Raw genomic sequence first — 18,963 nt, forward strand, 5'->3', positions numbered from 1 at the left:
GTAACAAAAAATCAGAAATCGGTGAATGAAATTAACATTTGTTGGGTTTGGTGTTCTGAGTGCAATCTGCATATCTGCTATTGACAACAATAGTGTTCACGCCCAAGTAACTCAAGATAACACCCTAAATACCTTGGTGACTGGCAGTAATAATTACACTATCACCAATGGCACTCGTATCGGTAACAATTTATTTCATAGTTTCAGTGAATTTTCTGTACCTACAGGTGGTTCAGCATCATTTGATCATGCTACCGATATTCAAAATATATTTGGTCGAGTGACTGGTGGTAATATTTCCAACATAGATGGTTCTATTAGTGCCAATGGTAGTGCCAACTTATTCTTACTCAACCCTGCCGGGATTATTTTTGGTAAGAATGCCAGCTTAAATATTGGTGGTTCATTTGTCGCAACTACAGCCAATAGCATCAAATTTGCCGATGGCACAGAATTTAGTGCGGTACAAGGTGCAGATAAACCTTTGCTGACAATGAGTGTACCTGTGGGTTTGCAAATGGGTCAAAATTCCGGGGGGATTACTGTCGAGGGTTTAGGGCATCGGATAACTGGTGATGTTTTTACACCTTTAGATCGCACTCAGAATCCTACAGGTTTACAAGTTAAGGCAGGCAATACCTTAGCACTAATAGGTAATGAGGTGAATTTCTCAGGTGGTATTGTGGCAATCAATGGAGGTGGACATCTAGAACTAGGGAGTGTGGAACAGGGTAAAGTCAGGCTCAATTCTACTCGGACAGGATGGGTAGGAGATTATTCCCAAGTTGAGAAATTTAATAATATCCATCTAGGGCAACAATCTCTGCTAGATGCTAGTGGTAGCAATGGCTCAATTCAAATCCAAGGAAAAAACATCAACTTGAGCGCAGGCTCGGCTGTCGTGCTGCAAAACTTGGGGGAACAATCACAAGGAATTACTGTCCACGCCACAGAGTCTTTGAGTTTAACAGGTAATACTTCAGACCAAAGACTAGGCAGCATAATCAAAATTGAGAATTTGGGAACAGGTTCATCCGGAGATATTTTGATTGGAGCTAATCAACTTTCCCTGGCAGATGGGGGGCAAATTTGGCATTCGATCTTTACCAAAGCAGTTAGTGGGAATATTACTTTCAATGTTGAAGGCTTGATGGACTTGAATGGCTTTGTCCCTGGTAATCCGTCTATCCCCTCTTCGATTGTCACAATCACCACTAGCTCTAGTAATGCAGGTGATATTCTTGTTTCTACCACTAACCTCAGAATAGGGAATGGGGGTAGTATTGGTTCTTCTAGTGTAGCGTCTGGACAAACTGGAAAAGTACAGGTCAATACCAAAGACCTGATCGAAATTGCTGGCAATCACCCTATTTCAAAATTACCCAGCTCAATTACTTCGTCAACGCTTTTTATGGGTAATGCAAATAACACCGTGGTCAACACATCCAGATTAATTATTCGAGACGGAGGATTTCTCGGATCTAGCACTCTCGGTCAGGGTTCAGCAGCAAGTGTGACGATTAATGCTTCAGATTTTATCGAGGTGAGTGGTCGCGCACCTGGATCAATCACATCGAGTCGCATTGCTTCCACCTCGGAAATTCTCGACCCTGTTTTTCAAGCCATTTATGGGCTACCAGCCATTCCCACTGGTGATGCAGGTGCTTTGACGATTAACACCCCATCATTACGGGTTAAGGATGGCGCATTAGTCACGGTGAAAAATGATGGCCCAGGTAAAGCTGGAGATATACAAATTAACGCCAACTCAATTTTTCTCAACAACCAAGGTAGTATCTCAGCCTCAACCGCCTCTGGTAACGGGGGAAATATTCACTTGAATCTGCAAGATTACCTGCTGATGCGGCACGATAGCTTAATTTCTGCCAATTCTGCGGGGACAGGTAATGGTGGTAATTTGTCGATTAACTCACCTGTGATTATTGGGTTAGAAAATAGTGATATTATCGCCAATGCAGTGCAAGGTCGTGGTGGCAATATTAACATCACTACTCAGGGAATTATCGGCTTAGAATATCGTCCCGGACTCACATCAGAAAACGACATCACTGCAAGTTCTCAATTTGGTGTTAATGGCACAGTGGAAATTAAAAATGTTGGTGTTAATCCCAATTCTGTGCTAGTAGAATTACCTACAAATATCACTGATCCTTCCCAAAAAATTGCTAGTGGTTGTAATGCCAATACTGGTAGTAGTTTTGTTGCTACAGGTAGGGGTGGTGTACCGCAAAATCCGATGCAAGAAGTGAGGAGCGATCGCCCTTGGTCAGACACCCGCAATCTGACTGCATTCCATCAAACACAACCAGCACAAGCCCAAACACCAAAATCACCACAGCCTCTTGTCCAAGCTACCTCTTGGCGACGTAATGCCCAAGGCAAAATTGAATTAATTGCTGCTAAATCTTCTTCGCAGATAAAATCAGCCTTAACCTGTGCATCTGTAGCCGAAAATTAATTACCGTTACAAAACTGACTCTATTGGGAACAATAAATTGCAGAATCAGAAACAAGAACTGGATCAATGAAATTAACTTTTGTCGGGTTTGGTGTGCTAAGTATAATCAGCTTATTTGCTGTTTATAACAATAGTGTTCACGCACAAGTAACTCCCGATAACACCCTCAAAACGCTTGTAGAAAGTAGTGGCAATAGTTACAGTATCAAGGATGGCACTCGTGTAGGCAACAATTTATTTCATAGCTTTAGTCAATTCTCTATCCCGACAAATGGTTCTGCATCATTTAATAATGACGCTGATATTCAGAATATTTTTAGTCGGGTAACTGGTGGTAATGTTTCCAATATAGATGGTGCCATAAATGCCAATGGTAGTGCCAACTTATTTTTAATCAACCCAGCCGGGATTATTTTTGGGGCAAATGCCAGCATAAATATTGGTGGTTCATTTGTAGCAACAACAGCTAACAGTATTAAATTTGCTGATGGGCAAGAGTTTAGTGCTGTGGATACTGCCGCTAAACCATTATTAACAATGACTGTACCCATTGGGTTGCAAATGGGTAATTATCCCGCACCAATACAAGTCCAAGGTACAGGACATAGCCTAAATAGTCTTAATACTTTTTCTCCTGTAATTTCCAATTCTAGCTCTACAAAATTACAAGTGCCGTCAGGAAAAACTTTGGCATTAGTGGGTGGAAATATCAGTTTGGATGGTGCGACTCTGAGCGCGGCAAAAGGTCAAATAGAATTAGGGAGTCTGGAAGGAGCAGGATTAGTTAGTTTAGTACCAATCACCCAAGGCTATAAGTTGGGGTATGAGCAAGGACAAAGTTTTGCTGATATTCAACTAGCGCAGAAGTCACTATTAGATGTGAGTGGGTTTAACTCCGGTGCAGTTCAACTCCGGGGAAGAAATATAAAATTTACCGATGGTTCGTTGATTTTCTCGCAGAATTATGGCAATCTGGCGGCGGGGGAAATTAATTTGCAAGCATCAGAAGCGATCGCCATTATTGGCACTACACCCGATGCTAAAATTCGTAGTTGGATTCGTGCGGAAGCTTTGGGAACTGGATCTAGTGCCAATATCAGCGTTATTACTCCCCGCTTGATCATGCAAGAAGGTTCAGGAATTAATGCTTTAACCTATGGAACTGCTCACGGTGGTAACATTCAGATTCAAGCCGCAGATATAGAAGTATCAGGTTTTTCACCCCTCAATCCCACTGGTGTAACCTCCATTGCTACTAGTACTTATGGAAAAGGAGCGGCTGGAGATATCGTGGTGAATGGGAATAATTTACTCATCTCTGGGGGAGGTTCATTATCATCAGTGACATTTGGTAGTGGCTCTAGTGGTCAGGTGATAGTTCACAATCAAAATACCACCGTCATGGGTGAAAACCCTTTTGGACTATACAGCAACATTAGTATTACTTCATTTGCCAATGGAAATGCCAAAGATTTAATCTTAAATACAGGGACTTTGCAAATACTCAATGGTGGCACTATTGGTTCATCTGCATTCTTTATCGGTAATGGCGGTAATGTCCAAATCAATGCTAGTGAAGCGATCGCCATTAGTGGTAGCAGTAGTAATAATAACAGTAATATCAATTCTTCGGTTGTGCGTTTAAGTCCACAATTACGTCAATTGTTTAAGTTGCCAAATATACTATCAGCAAATGCAGGTAGTGTGAGTATCACTACACCAAAACTCACACTCACCGACGGCGGAACAGTCACAGTTACTAGTCAAGGTACAGGGAATGCCGGAAATCTGCAAATTATTGCTGATCAGATCCAATTGAAAAATCAAGCTTTAATTCAGGCGCAAACAGAATCGGGTAATGGTGGTGATATCAGTTTGCAAGTAGGAGATGTGCTACTGATGCGCGATCGCAGTAAAATTACAACCACCGCAGGCAGTACGGGTAATGGCGGTAATATTACCATTAATTCACCTACTATTGTCGGCTTAGAAAACAGCGATATCACTGCCAATGCTGTGCGAGGTAAAGGCGGTAATATTAACATCTCCACTCAGGGAATTATTGGTTTAGAATACCGTTCCCAACTGACACCAGAAAATGACATCACCGCCAGTTCCGAGTTTGGGGTGAATGGGACAGTGGAAATTAATAACATTGGTGTTGACCCCAATTCTGGTTTAGTCGAATTACCAGCTAATGTCACCGATCCTTCTCAACAAATTGCCAGTGGTTGTTTTGCGAATACTGGTAGTAGTTTTGTCGCTACAGGAAGGGGTGGTGTGCCGCAAAATCCCACAGAGGAATTGAGTAGCGATCGCATTTGGTCGGATACTCGTGACATTTCTGCATTCCACACCAAACAACAAGCACAAACACCAAAATCACCCACAACACTTATCCAAGCTACTTCTTGGCGACGTAATCCCCAAGGCAAAATTGAATTAATTGCGGCTAAATTACCCGCTCAAGTACAAATAGCTTTAACCTGTGCGTCCATACCTGAAAATTAGTTAAATTAGCAGTATTTTATGTTACATAAATAACCAAAATGGGAAAAATATATACGGAATAAACTATAAGATTCAGATCCTATTTTATGAAATTAACTTTTGCTGGGGTTGCCGTTTTTTGTGCAATCTGTATTTCTGCTGTTTGCGACAATGGTGTTCATGCACAAGTCACTCCTGACGGGACTCTCAACACAGATGTGAGTAGTAGTTACAGCATTACAAAAGGCACTCGCGTCGGCAACAATTTATTTCATAGCTTTAGTCAGTTCTCTATCCCGACAAATGGTTCTGCATCATTTGAAAATGACATTGATATTCAAAATATTTTTAGTCGAGTGACTGGTGGTCAGATTTCCAACATTGATGGTGAAATCCGCGCCCAGTATAGTGCCAATTTATTTTTACTCAACCCAGCCGGGATTATCTTTGGCAAAAATGCCAGTTTGAATATTGGTGGTTCCTTTGTTGCCACAACTGCTAATAGCATTAAATTTGCTGATGGTTCAGAATTTAGTGCTGTAGATCCTGCCACTAACCCATTATTAACAATGAATGTACCCATTGGTTTGCAGATGGGTCAAAATTCCCAGGGGATTACTGTCGAGGATTTAGGACATCGGATCACAAGTGGGGTTTTTACACCTTTAGATCGCACTCAGAATCCTACGGGTTTACAAGTTAAGACAGGCAATACCTTAGCACTAATCGCTAATGAGATGAATTTCTCTGGTGGGATTTTGGCAGTTACTGGAGGTGGACATCTAGAAATCGGGAGTGTGAGTGAGGGTCAAATCAAACTCAAACCTACTATTACAGGATGGGAGGGAGATTATTCAGCAGTACAAAAATTCAACGATATCCACCTTGCAAACCAATCGCTGCTTGATGCCAGTGGTAGCAATGGCTCGATTCAATTACAAGGGCGAAATATCAACTTGAGTGATGGTTCTGCTATTGTAATCCAAAATTTTGGTGCAACAGCCTCTGAGGGTATTAAAATCAGGGCTATGGAGTCTTTGAATCTTATCGGTAATGTCACCGATGGAAGCATAGGGAGTGCTATCCAAATTGACAATTTAGGAACTGCTCAAGCGGGTGATATTACTCTATCTGCGGGGCAATTATCGATCCAAAATGGTGGACTAATCTCGACTCGGATGTTTACCCAAGCATCTGGGGGCAATATTACAGCCAATGTAGCAGGTTCAATTGACATCAGTGGCTTTGCCCCTAGCAATCCAATCAGATTATCCTCAATCACAACAACCACAGTTAACTCCGCTAATGCAGGTAATCTTACAGTTTCAACTGACAATCTCAGGCTTCTCAATGGTGCTGGATTATCCTCTACAACCATAGGACTTGGACAGGCTGGAACGGTAAGAGTTAATGCAGCAGACTTAATCGAAATTGCTGGTAACAACTCGATGATCTTGTCACCGAGTGCTTTGACTTCAACAACTCTCGGCCCTGGAAATGCCAATAACACCTTTGTTAACACATCCAGATTAGTGATTCGAGACGGTGGATTTTTAGGTTCTAGTACAGTTGCGACAGGTTCATCTGGTAGTGTAACAATTAATGCTTCTGAATTCGTAAATATTGAAGGTAGAGGTGCAGGATCAATTACGCCTAGTCGTATCGTTTCCACGGCAGAAACTCTCGATCCAATCACTCAAGCTTTCTTTGGACTTCCTCCAATTCCTACAGGTGATGCAGGTTCCTTAATCATTAACACACCATCATTAATTATCACAGATGGGGCATACATCACTGTTAGAAACGATGGGCCTGGTATATCTGGGGATTTGCAGATTAATGCCAACTCTATTTTTCTAGATAAACAAGGCAACATCACTGCATCCACTGCCTCTGGTAATGGGGGGGATATCAAATTAAACTTACAAAATTATTTGCTGATGCGTCATAATAGCTTGATTTCTGCCACCGCAGGCGGTAATGGTAATGGCGGTAATATCACCATTAATTCACCCACTATTATCGGCTTAGAAAACAGCGATATCACTGCCAATGCTGTGCGAGGTAAAGGCGGTAATATTAACATCACTACTCAGGGAATTATTGGTTTAGAATACCGTTCCCAACTGACACCAGAAAATGATATCACCGCCAGTTCTGAGTTTGGGGTGAATGGGACAGTAGAAATTAACAATATTGGCATTGATCCCAATTCTGGTTTAGTAGAATTACCAGCAAATTTCACTGATCCTTCTCAACAAATTGCCAGTGGTTGTTTTGCGAATACTGGTAGTAGTTTTGTTGCTACAGGAAGGGGTGGTGTGCCGCAAAATCCCACAGAGGAATTGAGTAGCGATCGCACTTGGTCAGACACTCGTGACATCTCTGCATTCCACACCACAAAACCAGCACAAGCCCAAACACCAAAATCACCCACAACACTTGTGCAAGCAACTGGCTGGCGACGTAACGCCCAAGGCAAAATTGAGTTAGTTGCTATTCACAGTGGCTATACACAACCGGATTTAACTTGTGCTGCCGTAGCCAACTAATCACTTTGGTTGCTCAGAATGCTAAAGTCAAAACAAGCGGAGGTTTTGTCATGGCTCAAGTCCAAATTCTCAGTAATCATCCCGTATGTCCGCATTTTAATGTTAAAAATAGTTCTCCTTACACTTCAAAAAAATAGCCATTGTAATACCAAATTCTTTGCTAGATAGTCATTATCACTGCTGTTAAGAAAAATTAAGTTTAGTTATTAATTATACTGTCATGGGAAGTATAGATTCATGCGACAAAGTTTAGGTTTTGGGTATGAGATTAATCTATGGAAGTACAAGCCACTATCAACAGTGGCTTTTAGCTGCATTCACAACGGCGATCGCAACATCAGGTCTATCAACACCAACCTTGGCTCAGGTCATACAAGATAACACAACTCATACCAGTGTCAGCATTAATGGCAATGACTATACTATTACCGATGGCATAAATAAAGGTAATAATTTATTCCACAGTTTTAGTAACTTTTCTGTAGAAACAGGTAAAACCGCCACCTTTGATTTAAAGAATACTCCAGATATTACAACGATATTTAGCCGTGTAACGGGTGGAAATATTTCTCATATTAATGGGATGATTAGCACGCTCAATAGCAGTAACCCCGTCAGTTTATTTTTGATGAATCCCAACGGGATTATCTTTGGGGAGAAAGCTTCGTTAAATATTAGTGGTTCCTTTGTGGCGACGACTGCCAACAGTATCAAATTTGCTGATGGCATAGAATTCAGTGCTGTGAATGCTTCGGGTACTCCTTTGCTGACTATGAGTGTACCTGTGGGTTTGCAGATGGGAAGCAACCCTGGTGCAATTACTGTCCAGAACACTGGGCATCAGTTGGCATTTCCGATTCACCCCTTAGTCTCTTCTCCAGATCGCAGCAACAATCCTGAAGGGTTAAATGTTAATGGGAATAATTTGGCATTAATCGGGGGAGAAATTGCCTTAGATGGGGGAGTTTTAAATGCACCATCAGGACATATTGAACTTGGGAGCGCCAGTAATGGGATAGTTAATTTAAACATCGCCTCTCCAATTTGGAGGTTTGACTATAGTAATATTCAGCAATTTGGTGATATTCAGCTATCTCATCAATCTCTAGCAGATGCAAGTGGTACTCCTGCGGGTTCTATTGGGTTCGTCGGACAAAATATTAGTTTGAATGATGCTTCTGCTGCTTTATTAGTAAATGAAGGAAGTGGCAATTCAGGCAATATCAATATTAATGCGAGTGGAGCTTTAACGCTTCGAGGAATCGGCACTATAGGATTTCCCCAAAGTCTATTGCGTGCTGATAATTTCAGTGGCGGCAGTGGAGGTAATATTATAGTTTCAGCTTCGCAAGTATTCCTTCAAAATGGCGGATCTCTGCATGGCATTAATTTTGCTGAAGGTTCGGGAAGTAATATTTTTGTAGAAACTCAGGATTTAATTCAAATAACTGGAATATCACCAGTAAGCGGATTTGCTAGTTCCTTGAATACCATCACTAGAGGTTCTGGGAAAAGTGGCGATATTCAAGTACTTACCAAAAAATTGCAAGTTTTAGATGGCGCTGTCATTGGTAGTTCGCCTTGGTCAAATGGTATAGGAGGGGACATCACCATTAATGCAGCTGATTTTATCGAAGTAGCCGGAGAAAATTCACAAAACTTGGCTGATAGTGTCATCGTAGTAGGCACATTCGACGAAGGCAATTCAGGTTCATTAACTATCACAACTTCTCAACTGAGGGTACGAGATGGCGGAGGGATAGTTGTCTCGACTGTCAATCAAGGAAATGCTGGTGATTTAGTGATTAATGCCTCAGACAAAGTTGAGGTGAGTGGGGTGGGTAGTATTTCTGGTCTTCCTAGCCGCGTTGGTGTGAGGGCAGAATTACTTGCACCACCAATTCGGCAATTATTTGGATTACCGGATGTGATTACAGGTGATATCGGTAAACTCACCCTCAACACCAACCTCTTACAAATCACAAATCAGGCAATTGTAGGAGTTGATCATCAAGGGATTGGAGATGCGGGACAACTAGAAATTAATGCAAATTCTATCCGACTGGACAATGGTGGTAGCATTACAGCCGCTACAGTTCAAGGTGAAGGCGGGAATATTTTGATTAATTCCAACGATCTAGTTTTGCGTCATGGTAGTTCAATTGTGACTAATGCAGGTGGTATTGGTAATGGGGGCAATATAACGATTAACTCGGACGTGATTCTTGGCTTAGAAAACAGTGATATTGTTGCCAATGCAGTTCAAGGCAATGGGGGAAATATTAGCATTACCACTCAAGGAATTTTTGGTTTGAAATACCGTAACGAACTCACTAGTGAAAGTGACATTACTGCTAGTTCGCAATTTGGCTTAAACGGAACAGTAGATGTTCATCAATTTGGTGTTGATCCCAACTCTGGTTTAGTAGAATTACCAGAAAATATTACAGATTCATCAAAACAAATTGCCAGTGGTTGTGATGCCAATACTGGTAGTAGTTTTGTCGCCACAGGAAGGGGTGGTGTGCCACAAAATCCGATGCAGCAAGTTTGGAGCGATCGCACTTGGTTAGATATCCGCGACATCTCTGCATTCAATACCAAAAAAACATCACCAGTCCAAACACCAAAATCACCCGCAACACTTGTCCAAGCAACTGGCTGGCGACGTAACGCTCACGGCAAAATTGAATTAATTGCCGCTAAATCACCTCCGCAGATACCACCAACCTTAACCTGTGCTGCTACACCTCAAAATTAATTACTGTTACAAAATTTACTAGATGGGGAACTATAGACACATAATAAAAACCAGAACTGGATTAATGAAATTAACTTTTGTTGGGTTTGCTGTGTTGAGTGTAATCTGCTTATCTGCTGTTGACAACAATGGTGTTCACGCCCAGGTAATTCAAGATAATACCCTCAATACTTCTGTAACTTCCACTAATTCTATAAATGGAAGTAATCTTTACACCATCACCAACGGCGAGCGTGTCGGTAACAATTTATTTCATAGCTTTAGTCAATTCTCTATCCCTAGAGGTGATTCTGCATCATTTCAAAATGCTACTGATATTCAAAATATTTTTAGTCGGGTGACTGGTGGTAATATTTCCAACATTAATGGTGAAATCCACGCCCAGCATAGTGCCAATTTATTTTTACTCAACCCAGCCGGGATTCTTTTTGGGAAAGATGCCAGCTTAAATATTGGTGGTTCATTTATAGCCACAACTGCCAATAGTATTAAATTTGCTGATGGAATTGAATTTAGTGCTGTTAACCCGACGGCAACACCATTGTTAACGATGAGTGTACCTGTTGGGTTGCAAATGGGACAAATGCCCGCAGATATTACTGTTCAAGGTACAGGATATGCCTTAAATTTTACTAATAGTCAGACTCCTGTAATTCGCGTTCCTAGCCCAACCAAATTACAAGTACAGCCAGGAAAAACCCTGGCACTGGTGGGTGGTAATCTGAGTTTCAATGGAGCTACCTTGAGTGCTGAAAAAGGGCAAATAGAATTAGGTAGTTTGGGCGGTACGGGATTAGTTAGTTTAGTCCCCACTACTCTAGGCTATACATTGAAGTATGAGAATGATCAAAGTTTTGCTGACATTCAACTCATACAGAAATCTCTTTTGGATGTCAGTGGTTTCAATTCCGGTTCTGTTCGAGTTCGGGGTAAAGAGATTCAATTTAGCGATCGCTCACTGATATTAGCCAAAAATTCCGGTAATCTTCCTGGTGGTAATTTGCATCTTCAAGCATCCGCCGGAATTGATCTGAGGGGTGCATTCAGTGGGATTCGGAGTGAAAACTTTGGCACTGGTACTGGCGGGAATATCAGCGTCATTACTCCTCGATTAAGCATCCAGGAGGGAGGAATATTAAGTAATATCACTTATGGAACATCTGCCACTGGCAATATTCAGATCGATGCCACAAAACTAGAGATAACTGGCTTCTCGCCCCTCAATTCAAATGGTAGTTTTATCAACACTAGTACATTAGGTGCTGGTAATGCTGGTAATATCTCTGTCAGTGGCGATAGTTTACTATTATCCAATGGTGGCGGACTATCTTCAGTATCGCGCGGTACTGGTTCCAGTGGTGAGGTGATGATTCGCAACCAGGATACTATTGTGCAGGGCAACAATAATTCCATCCTCAACACCAGAATTAGCTCAACCACCTTCAACATTGGCAATGCTAAAACCTTGACGCTGGATACTGCTAGGCTAAAACTACTGGATGGGGGAGCAATTGCTACAAGTTCGTTTTTTGTTGGTCATGCAGGAGATATTCGGATTAATGCCACAGAATCTATTCAAGTTAGTGGTCGCAATCAGACAAATCCAAGCACCATTGCCTCCTCTAGTATGCGTCTAAACCCAGCATTACAGAAATTATTCGGCATTCCCAATAATAATCTCACTGCTGATGCAGGTACAGTGAGCATTACAACACCCTACCTATCATTAAAGGATGGTGGAACTTTGAGTGTGACCAATCAAGGTAGTGGCAATGGTGGGAGTATCAATATCACTGCCAATACTATCCAATTAAAACATCAAGCGGTAATCGATGCCAAGACAGCATCTGGCAATGGCGGTAATATCAACTTAGAAGTTGGAAATTTGTTACTACTGCGTGAGAGTAGCCAAATTACTGCAACAGCCCAAGGTAATGGAAATGGGGGTAATATTAGTGTTAATGCACCCATCCTGGTGGGATTAGAAAATAGTGATATTATTGCCAATGCCGTACAAGGAAAGGGTGGCAATATTGCTATTACAACTCAAGGAATTATTGGTCTAGAGTTCCGTAATACCCTGGCTCCAAGAGTTGACCTGACCAATGACATTACTGCTAGTTCTGAATTTAACGTCAATGGCACAGTGGAAATTAATAACATTGGTGTTGATCCCAATTCTGGTTTAGTTACATTACCAGCGAATTTTACTGATCCATCTCAGCAAATAGCCAGTAGTTGTTCTGGTAATACTGATAGTAGTTTTGTCGCCACAGGTAGAGGTGGGATACCGCAAAATCCGACGCAGGAAATCAGGAGCGATCGCCCTTGGTCGGATGTGCGCGACATCTCTGCATTCCACACCACAAAACCAGCACAAGCCCAAATATCAAAATCACCAGAAACACTTGTGCAAGCAACTGGCTGGCGACGTAACGCCCAAGGCAAAATTGAGCTTGTTGCTAATCAATCTCTTACTTCCGGGAAATCATCATTAACTTGTGCTAGTTTTTATAAAAACTAAGTAAAAATCACAATAAAATTACAAAACTACTGAACTAAAAAAAACATCTATTGGGCAGAATAAACACAGAGTCAAAAATTACGGCTAAGTAAATGAAAGTAAGTTTTGCTGGTCTGTGCTTCATTGGTGCAATTTGCTTATCTACCGTTTGCAACAGCAGTGTTGACGCGCAAGTCATACACGATAATACTCTCAATACTTCTGTAAGTGGAAGTAATAGTTACAATATCACCAATGGTACTCGTGTCGGCAATAATTTATTTCATAGCTTTAGTCAATTCTCCCTACCTAAAGGCAGTTCTGCATCATTTGACAATGCTACTGATATTCAAAACATTTTTAGTCGGGTGACTGGTGGTAATATTTCTCACATTGATGGTGAAATCATCACCCAGGGTAATGCCAACTTATTTTTAATCAACCCCGCCGGGATTATCTTTGGACAAAATGCTAAATTGAATATTGGTGGTTCATTTGTGGGAACGACAGCAAATAGCATTAAATTTGCTGATGGAACAGAATTTAATGCTGTACAAGATGCGGGTACACCTTTGCTGACAATGAGTGTACCCATCGGTTTACAAATGGGGGGAAGTTCAGGAGATATTCGGGTTGAAGGTTCAGGCAATAGTAATAATGTCAAACGTATCGGAATTTCCCTACTTAACATCACAACCCCAACTACAGGGTTACAGGTAAAATCTGGCAATACACTCTCTTTAGTTGGGGGTAACGTCACTCTAGATGGTGGTTTACTGATAGCTGACTCTGGCAAAGTTGAATTAGGGGCATTAAGCAATGGAGAATGGTTGCTAGGAGAAAACAATCAACTTGCAACTGTGAGCATGACTCCAACTACAAAATTTGGGGATATTCAACTCCGATCTGGCTCACTAGTGAATGTGAGTGGTATCAGTGCAGGCTCTGTGCAGTTAAATGGTGCAAACATTACATTGCAAGATGGTTCAGTGATTGCTGGACAGAATTTTGGTCAGCAACCTGGTGGAAAAATTCAAATCATTGGTAGTGAATCTCTCTTAATTACTGGCGCTACGTCTATTCTCCCCAGCCAAATTGCAACTCAAGCTTTGGGCTTGGGTAAAGGTGGTGACATCAATATTTCTGCACCTCAAATCATGCTGCAAAATGGTGGGATTGTCGCTGCCCACACTTTCAGTGCTGCCTCTAGTGGTAAAGTCAGCATTAATGCTCCGCTCTCTGTTCAACTCACAGGGACTTCCCCATTCGACCCCTCTAGCCTGAGTGCATTTGCCACTACAACCTATAGTCAGGGTAACGCTGGTTCACTTACCCTCTCAACCGGCAAACTGACTGTTCGAGGTGGCGCACAAATTACCTCTACAACTTTAGGATCTGGTAATGCGGGTCAAGTAAGTGTGACTGCAACCGACCTAATTGATTTGGCTGGAACGTCTTCTGTATCTAATAGTGCGATCGTCTCAACTTCTTTTGGTGCAGGGGATGGTGGTACCACCATCGTCAATACACCTAAACTCCGACTCAACGATGGTGGTGCTATTATTACTACGGCTTTTTCTAGTGGTGATGCTGGTAAAATCATCATTAATGCCGAAGATTCTATTGAGATTACAAATTCTCAACAGCTAGACTTGAGTATTGCTAATGGTAATTTTATTAATACTCAGATCACTTCTAGTGTTACTGCTGCACCAGCTATACTCCGACGAATTTTGGGACTTCCTGAAACAGCAACTGGTAGTGCCGGATCTATATTTATCAACACCTCGACATTAAACATAGATAAAGGTGCTGTCATTTCTGTAGAAAACCGCCAAACAGGCCAAGGGGGACAACTAGAAATCACTGCGGATCTTGTGACGTTGAAGAATAGCTCCAGAATTAGTGCCTTAACAACATCAGGGAATGGCGGTAATATCAACCTTGATATTCAGAAAGCTCTATTATTACGTCAGGGTAGTCAAATTTCAACCACAGCAGGAGGCTTGGGAAACGGTGGCAATATCACCATCAATTCTCCAATTATTGTGGGATTAGAAAATAGCGATATTATTGCTAATGCAGTCGGAGGTCGTGGAGGCAATATTAACATCACAACTCAAGGCATTATCGGGCTGGAATATCGCAATACCCTCACCCCTAGAACAGATTTGACCAATGATATTACAGCTAGTTCTGCATTTAGTGTCAATGGCACAGTCAAAATTAATAACGTTGGTGTTGACCCCAATTCGGGTTTAGTGGAATTACCAGGAAACTTTACTGATTCGTCGCAAAAGATTGCTAGTGGTTGTTTTGGGAATACAGAGAGTAGTTTTGTCGCCACAGGACGGGGTGGAATACCGCAGAATCCCACGCAGGAAATTAGGAGCGATCGCACTTGGTCAGACACTCGTGACATCTCTGCATTCCACACCACAAAACCAGCACAAACCCAAATATCAAAATCACCAGAAACACTTGTGCAAGCAACTGGCTGGCGACGTAACGCCCAAGGCAAAATTGAGTTAGTTGCTATTCACAGTGGCTATACACAACCGGATTTAACCTGTGCTGCCGTAGCCAACTAATCACTTTGGTTGCTCAGAATGCTAAAGTCAAAACAAGCGGAGGTTTTGTCATGGCTCAAGTTTTACCCAAACTATTAACCTTTGAACAATTTGTGGCATGGCTGCCGGAAAACACCGGAAAACGTTACGAACTACATGATGGAATAGTCGTAGAAATGCCTCAACCAAGTGGAAAACATGAAAAAGTTACGGGTTTTTTAGCAGGAGAAATCACTGTTGAATATAAACGCTTAAAATTACCATACTTTATCCCTAAGACAGCATTAGTCAAACCACCAAGAAAATCATCTGGTTACTCGCCAGATGTGGTTTTGATTAATGATGCTAATCTTCATAATGAGGAACTATGGGACAAAGAATCGACCGTCATGCACAGTGAATCTATTCCTTTGATTATTGAGGTTGTGAGTACAAACTGGGAAGATGATTACTATACTAAGTTAGGGAACTATGAAGCCATGAAAATTCCCGAATATTGGATTGTCGATTATGCTGCTTTGGGAGCTAAAAAATTTATTGGTAATCCTAAACAACCAACAATTTCTATTTACCATTTAGTTGACGAAGAATATCAAGTTACTCAATTTAGAAATTCCGAACGGATTTTATCTCTCACTTTTCCAAATTTACAACTAACTGCTAATCAGATTTTTCAAGGTACTTTGTAAACTGTCACATATTACCTATCCCCTACTATAGGAATACGGTTTGATTCCTGAATCTAGTTGTGTAAGCAGGGAGTAGGGAATGGGGAGTAGGGAGTAGGAAAGAAGCCTGCTCTGGGTGTGCTGATTTTTTTCCCAAATCAAATATGAGTCCTATATATCTAATGTCCATATCCTCAGTAATCATTCCGTATGTCCGCATTTTAATGTTAAAAATAGTTCTCCTTACACTTCAAAAAAATAGCCATTGTAATACCAAATTCTTTGCTAGATAGTCATTCTCGCTGCTGTTAAGAAAAATTAAGTTTAGTTATTAATTATACTGTCACGGGAAGTATATGGTCAGGCAACAAAGTTTAGGTATTGGGTATGAGATTAACCTATGGAAAGACAAGGTACTACCAACAGTGGCTTTTAGCTGCATTCACAACGGCGATCGCAACATCAGGTCTATCAACACCAACCTTGGCTCAGGTCATACAAGATAACACAACTCATACCAGTGTCAGCATTAATGGCAATGACTATACTATTACCGATGGCACAAGTAAAGGTAATAATTTATTCCACAGTTTTAGTAATTTTTCTGTAGAAACAGGTAAAACAGCCACTTTTGATTTAAAGAATACTCCAGATATTACAACGATATTTAGCCGTGTAACGGGTGGTAATATTTCTCATATTAATGGGATGATTAGCACGCTCAATAGCAGTAACCCCGTCAGTTTATTTTTAATGAATCCCAACGGGATTATCTTTGGGGAGAAAGCTTCGTTAAATATTGGTGGTTCCTTTGTGGCGACGACTGCCAACAGTATCAAATTTGCTGATGGTGTAGAGTTCAGTGCTGTGAATGCTTCGGGTACTCCTTTACTGACTATGAGTGTACCTGTGGGTTTGCAGATGGGGAAAAACTCAGGGGAGATTAGTGTGCAGAATAGCGGACATCGCTTAACCACTGGCATTTTCAGTCCCGCAGATCGCAGCAATAATTCTATTGGGTTACAAGTGGAGACAGGCAATACACTGATGCTGATCGGTAGCGCAGTTAATTTCTCCGGTGGAATTGTTAGCACTAATGGAGGTGGACATCTAGAAGTAGGGAGTGTGAGCGAAGGTCAAGTCAAACTCAAACCCACTATTACAGGTTGGGAGGGAGATTATTCAGCCGTGGCGCAATTCAACGATATCCACCTGACAAACCAATCACTGCTTGATGCTAGTGGTAGCAATGGCTCGATTCAACTCCAAGGGCGAAATATAAACTTGAGCGATGGCTCTGCTATTTTACTGCAAAACTTAGGCGCACAAATTTCTAGGGGAATTACAGTCAAGGCCACTGAGTCCCTGAATCTCACGGGGAATGTTACCGATGGCAGTATTGGAAGTATTATCCAAAGTGACAATTTAGGAACGGGTCAAATAGGTGATATAACCATCTCTGCCAAACAGCTATCCATCCAAAATGGTGGACAAATCGCTACCAGGATATTTAATCAAGGTTCTGGTGGCAAGATTACAGCCAATATTGCAGACTCAATCGTTTTAGATGGTTTTGCCCCCAGCAATGGTAACAAGTCTAGTTTGGCAACATACACGTTAAGTTCTACCCATGCAGGCAATCTTACAGTCTCATCTGGCAACGTCAAGCTTTTGGATGGAGCTATTTTCTCTGTCACCGCAGGTGCAGGAAAAAGTGGGATAGTGCAAATTAATGCAAAAGACTTAATCGAAATTGTGGGCAACAACTCTATCACACTTTCACCAACTACCATAGGTTCATCAACGGTAGGTTCTGGTAATGCCGATGATACGTTAATCAAAACATCCAGGTTAGTGGTTCGGGATGGGGGATTTTTAGGGTCTACTACCGTGACTACAGGTTCGGCTGGTAATGTTGTAATTAACGCTTCTGAATACGTGAATATTCAGGGTAAGGCTAAAGGTTCAGTACTATCGAGCCGCATCGTTTCTAACGCGGAGATAGCCGATCCCATCACTCAAGCTGTCTATGGATTCCCTCCCTTTCCCAAAGGTGACGCAGGTTCTCTCACTATTAACACACCTTCATTACGGATCGCCGATGGGGCATATACCAGTGTGCGAAACGAAGGACTCGGTAAGGCAGGGGATTTGCAGATTAATGCCAACTCGATTTTTCTAGATAACCAAAGTAGTATCACTGCATCAACCGCCTCTGGAAATGGAGGAAATGTCGGATTAAATTTGCAAGATTATCTGTTAATGCGGCATGGTAGCTTTATTTCTGCTACTGCTGCGATTACAGGGAATGGTGGGAACTTGTCAATTCACTCACCAGTAATTGTGGGCTTGGAAAACAGCGACATCATCGCCAATGCTGTTCAAGGTCGTGGTGGGAATATTAGCATTACAACCCAAGGGATTATTGGTCTAGAATACCGCAATACCCTGACTCCCCGCACAGACCAAACAAATGATATCACTGCTAGTTCCCAGTTTAATGTCAATGGCACAGTGGAAATTAACAACATTGGTGTTGATCCCAATTCTGGTTTAGTAGAATTACCAGCAAATGTCACTGATACATCACAACAAATTGCCAGTGGTTGTTCTAATACAAATGGCAGTAGTTTTGTGGCTACAGGACGAGGCGGGATACCGCAGAATCCGACACAGGAATTGAGAAGCGATCGCACTTGGTCAGACACTCGTGACATCTCTGCATTCCACACCACAAAACCAGCACAAGCACAAATCCCTAAATCCCCAAAAACCCTTGTCCAAGCAACTGGCTGGCGACGTAACGCCCAAGGAAAAATTGAGTTAGTGGCAGTTAAATCTTCTTCGCAGATATCACCAGCCTTAACCTGTACTGCTGTAGCCGAAAATTAATTACCGTTACACAATTTACTGAATTGGGAACTATAGATACGTAGTAAA

General features: G+C 41.7%; 8 protein-coding genes. All 8 read left to right on the forward strand.

All coding sequences use genetic code 11. The features are described from left to right. Positions 1-25: 25 nt before the first annotated feature. A complete protein-coding gene (locus H6G28_RS15535; RefSeq protein WP_190671914.1) occupies positions 26-2,479 on the forward strand; it encodes a beta strand repeat-containing protein in 2,454 nt (817 codons plus the stop codon). A gap of 66 nt (positions 2,480-2,545) precedes the next feature. Continuing rightward, positions 2,546-4,990, forward strand: coding sequence for a beta strand repeat-containing protein (locus tag H6G28_RS15540; RefSeq protein WP_190671917.1), 2,445 nt, complete (start codon positions 2,546-2,548; stop codon positions 4,988-4,990). Positions 4,991-5,076: 86 nt separating this feature from the next. Beyond that, positions 5,077-7,521 carry a beta strand repeat-containing protein gene (locus H6G28_RS15545; RefSeq protein ID WP_190671920.1) on the forward strand — a complete coding sequence of 815 codons (2,445 nt, stop codon included), beginning with the start codon at positions 5,077-5,079 and terminating at the stop codon, positions 7,519-7,521. A gap of 262 nt (positions 7,522-7,783) precedes the next feature. Then, positions 7,784-10,282 (forward strand): beta strand repeat-containing protein, encoded by a 2,499-nt coding sequence (locus tag H6G28_RS15550; RefSeq protein WP_190671923.1) that lies wholly within the window; start codon positions 7,784-7,786, stop codon positions 10,280-10,282. 64 nt (positions 10,283-10,346) lie between these two features. Further along, a complete protein-coding gene (locus H6G28_RS15555; protein ID WP_190671926.1) occupies positions 10,347-12,806 on the forward strand; it encodes a beta strand repeat-containing protein in 2,460 nt (819 codons plus the stop codon). 92 nt (positions 12,807-12,898) lie between these two features. Beyond that, entirely contained in the window at positions 12,899-15,376 is a 2,478-nt protein-coding gene (locus tag H6G28_RS15560; RefSeq protein ID WP_190671929.1) for a two-partner secretion domain-containing protein, read from the forward strand. 50 nt (positions 15,377-15,426) lie between these two features. Continuing rightward, positions 15,427-16,044 carry a Uma2 family endonuclease gene (locus H6G28_RS15565; RefSeq protein ID WP_190671932.1) on the forward strand — a complete coding sequence of 206 codons (618 nt, stop codon included), beginning with the start codon at positions 15,427-15,429 and terminating at the stop codon, positions 16,042-16,044. Between the two features lie 366 nt (positions 16,045-16,410). Continuing rightward, positions 16,411-18,915 carry a two-partner secretion domain-containing protein gene (locus H6G28_RS15570; RefSeq protein ID WP_190671934.1) on the forward strand — a complete coding sequence of 835 codons (2,505 nt, stop codon included), beginning with the start codon at positions 16,411-16,413 and terminating at the stop codon, positions 18,913-18,915. The last annotated feature ends 48 nt before the right edge of the window (positions 18,916-18,963 follow it).

The organism is Nostoc sp. FACHB-190 (assembly GCF_014696905.1).
In the GTDB taxonomy this organism is placed as follows: Bacteria; Cyanobacteriota; Cyanobacteriia; order Cyanobacteriales; family Nostocaceae; genus Nostoc_B.

Excerpts from the sequence above, each read along its gene's own strand:
- H6G28_RS15540 (WP_190671917.1), top strand. The coding sequence starts at position 2,546 with ATGAAATTAACTTTTGTCGGGTTTGGTGTGCTAAGTATAATCAGCTTA.
- H6G28_RS15550 (WP_190671923.1), top strand. The coding sequence starts at position 7,784 with ATGAGATTAATCTATGGAAGTACAAGCCACTATCAACAGTGGCTTTTA.
- H6G28_RS15560 (WP_190671929.1), top strand. The coding sequence starts at position 12,899 with ATGAAAGTAAGTTTTGCTGGTCTGTGCTTCATTGGTGCAATTTGCTTA.
- H6G28_RS15565 (WP_190671932.1), top strand. The coding sequence starts at position 15,427 with ATGGCTCAAGTTTTACCCAAACTATTAACCTTTGAACAATTTGTGGCA.
- H6G28_RS15555 (WP_190671926.1), top strand. The coding sequence starts at position 10,347 with ATGAAATTAACTTTTGTTGGGTTTGCTGTGTTGAGTGTAATCTGCTTA.
- H6G28_RS15570 (WP_190671934.1), top strand. The coding sequence starts at position 16,411 with ATGAGATTAACCTATGGAAAGACAAGGTACTACCAACAGTGGCTTTTA.
- H6G28_RS15535 (WP_190671914.1), top strand. The coding sequence starts at position 26 with ATGAAATTAACATTTGTTGGGTTTGGTGTTCTGAGTGCAATCTGCATA.
- H6G28_RS15545 (WP_190671920.1), top strand. The coding sequence starts at position 5,077 with ATGAAATTAACTTTTGCTGGGGTTGCCGTTTTTTGTGCAATCTGTATT.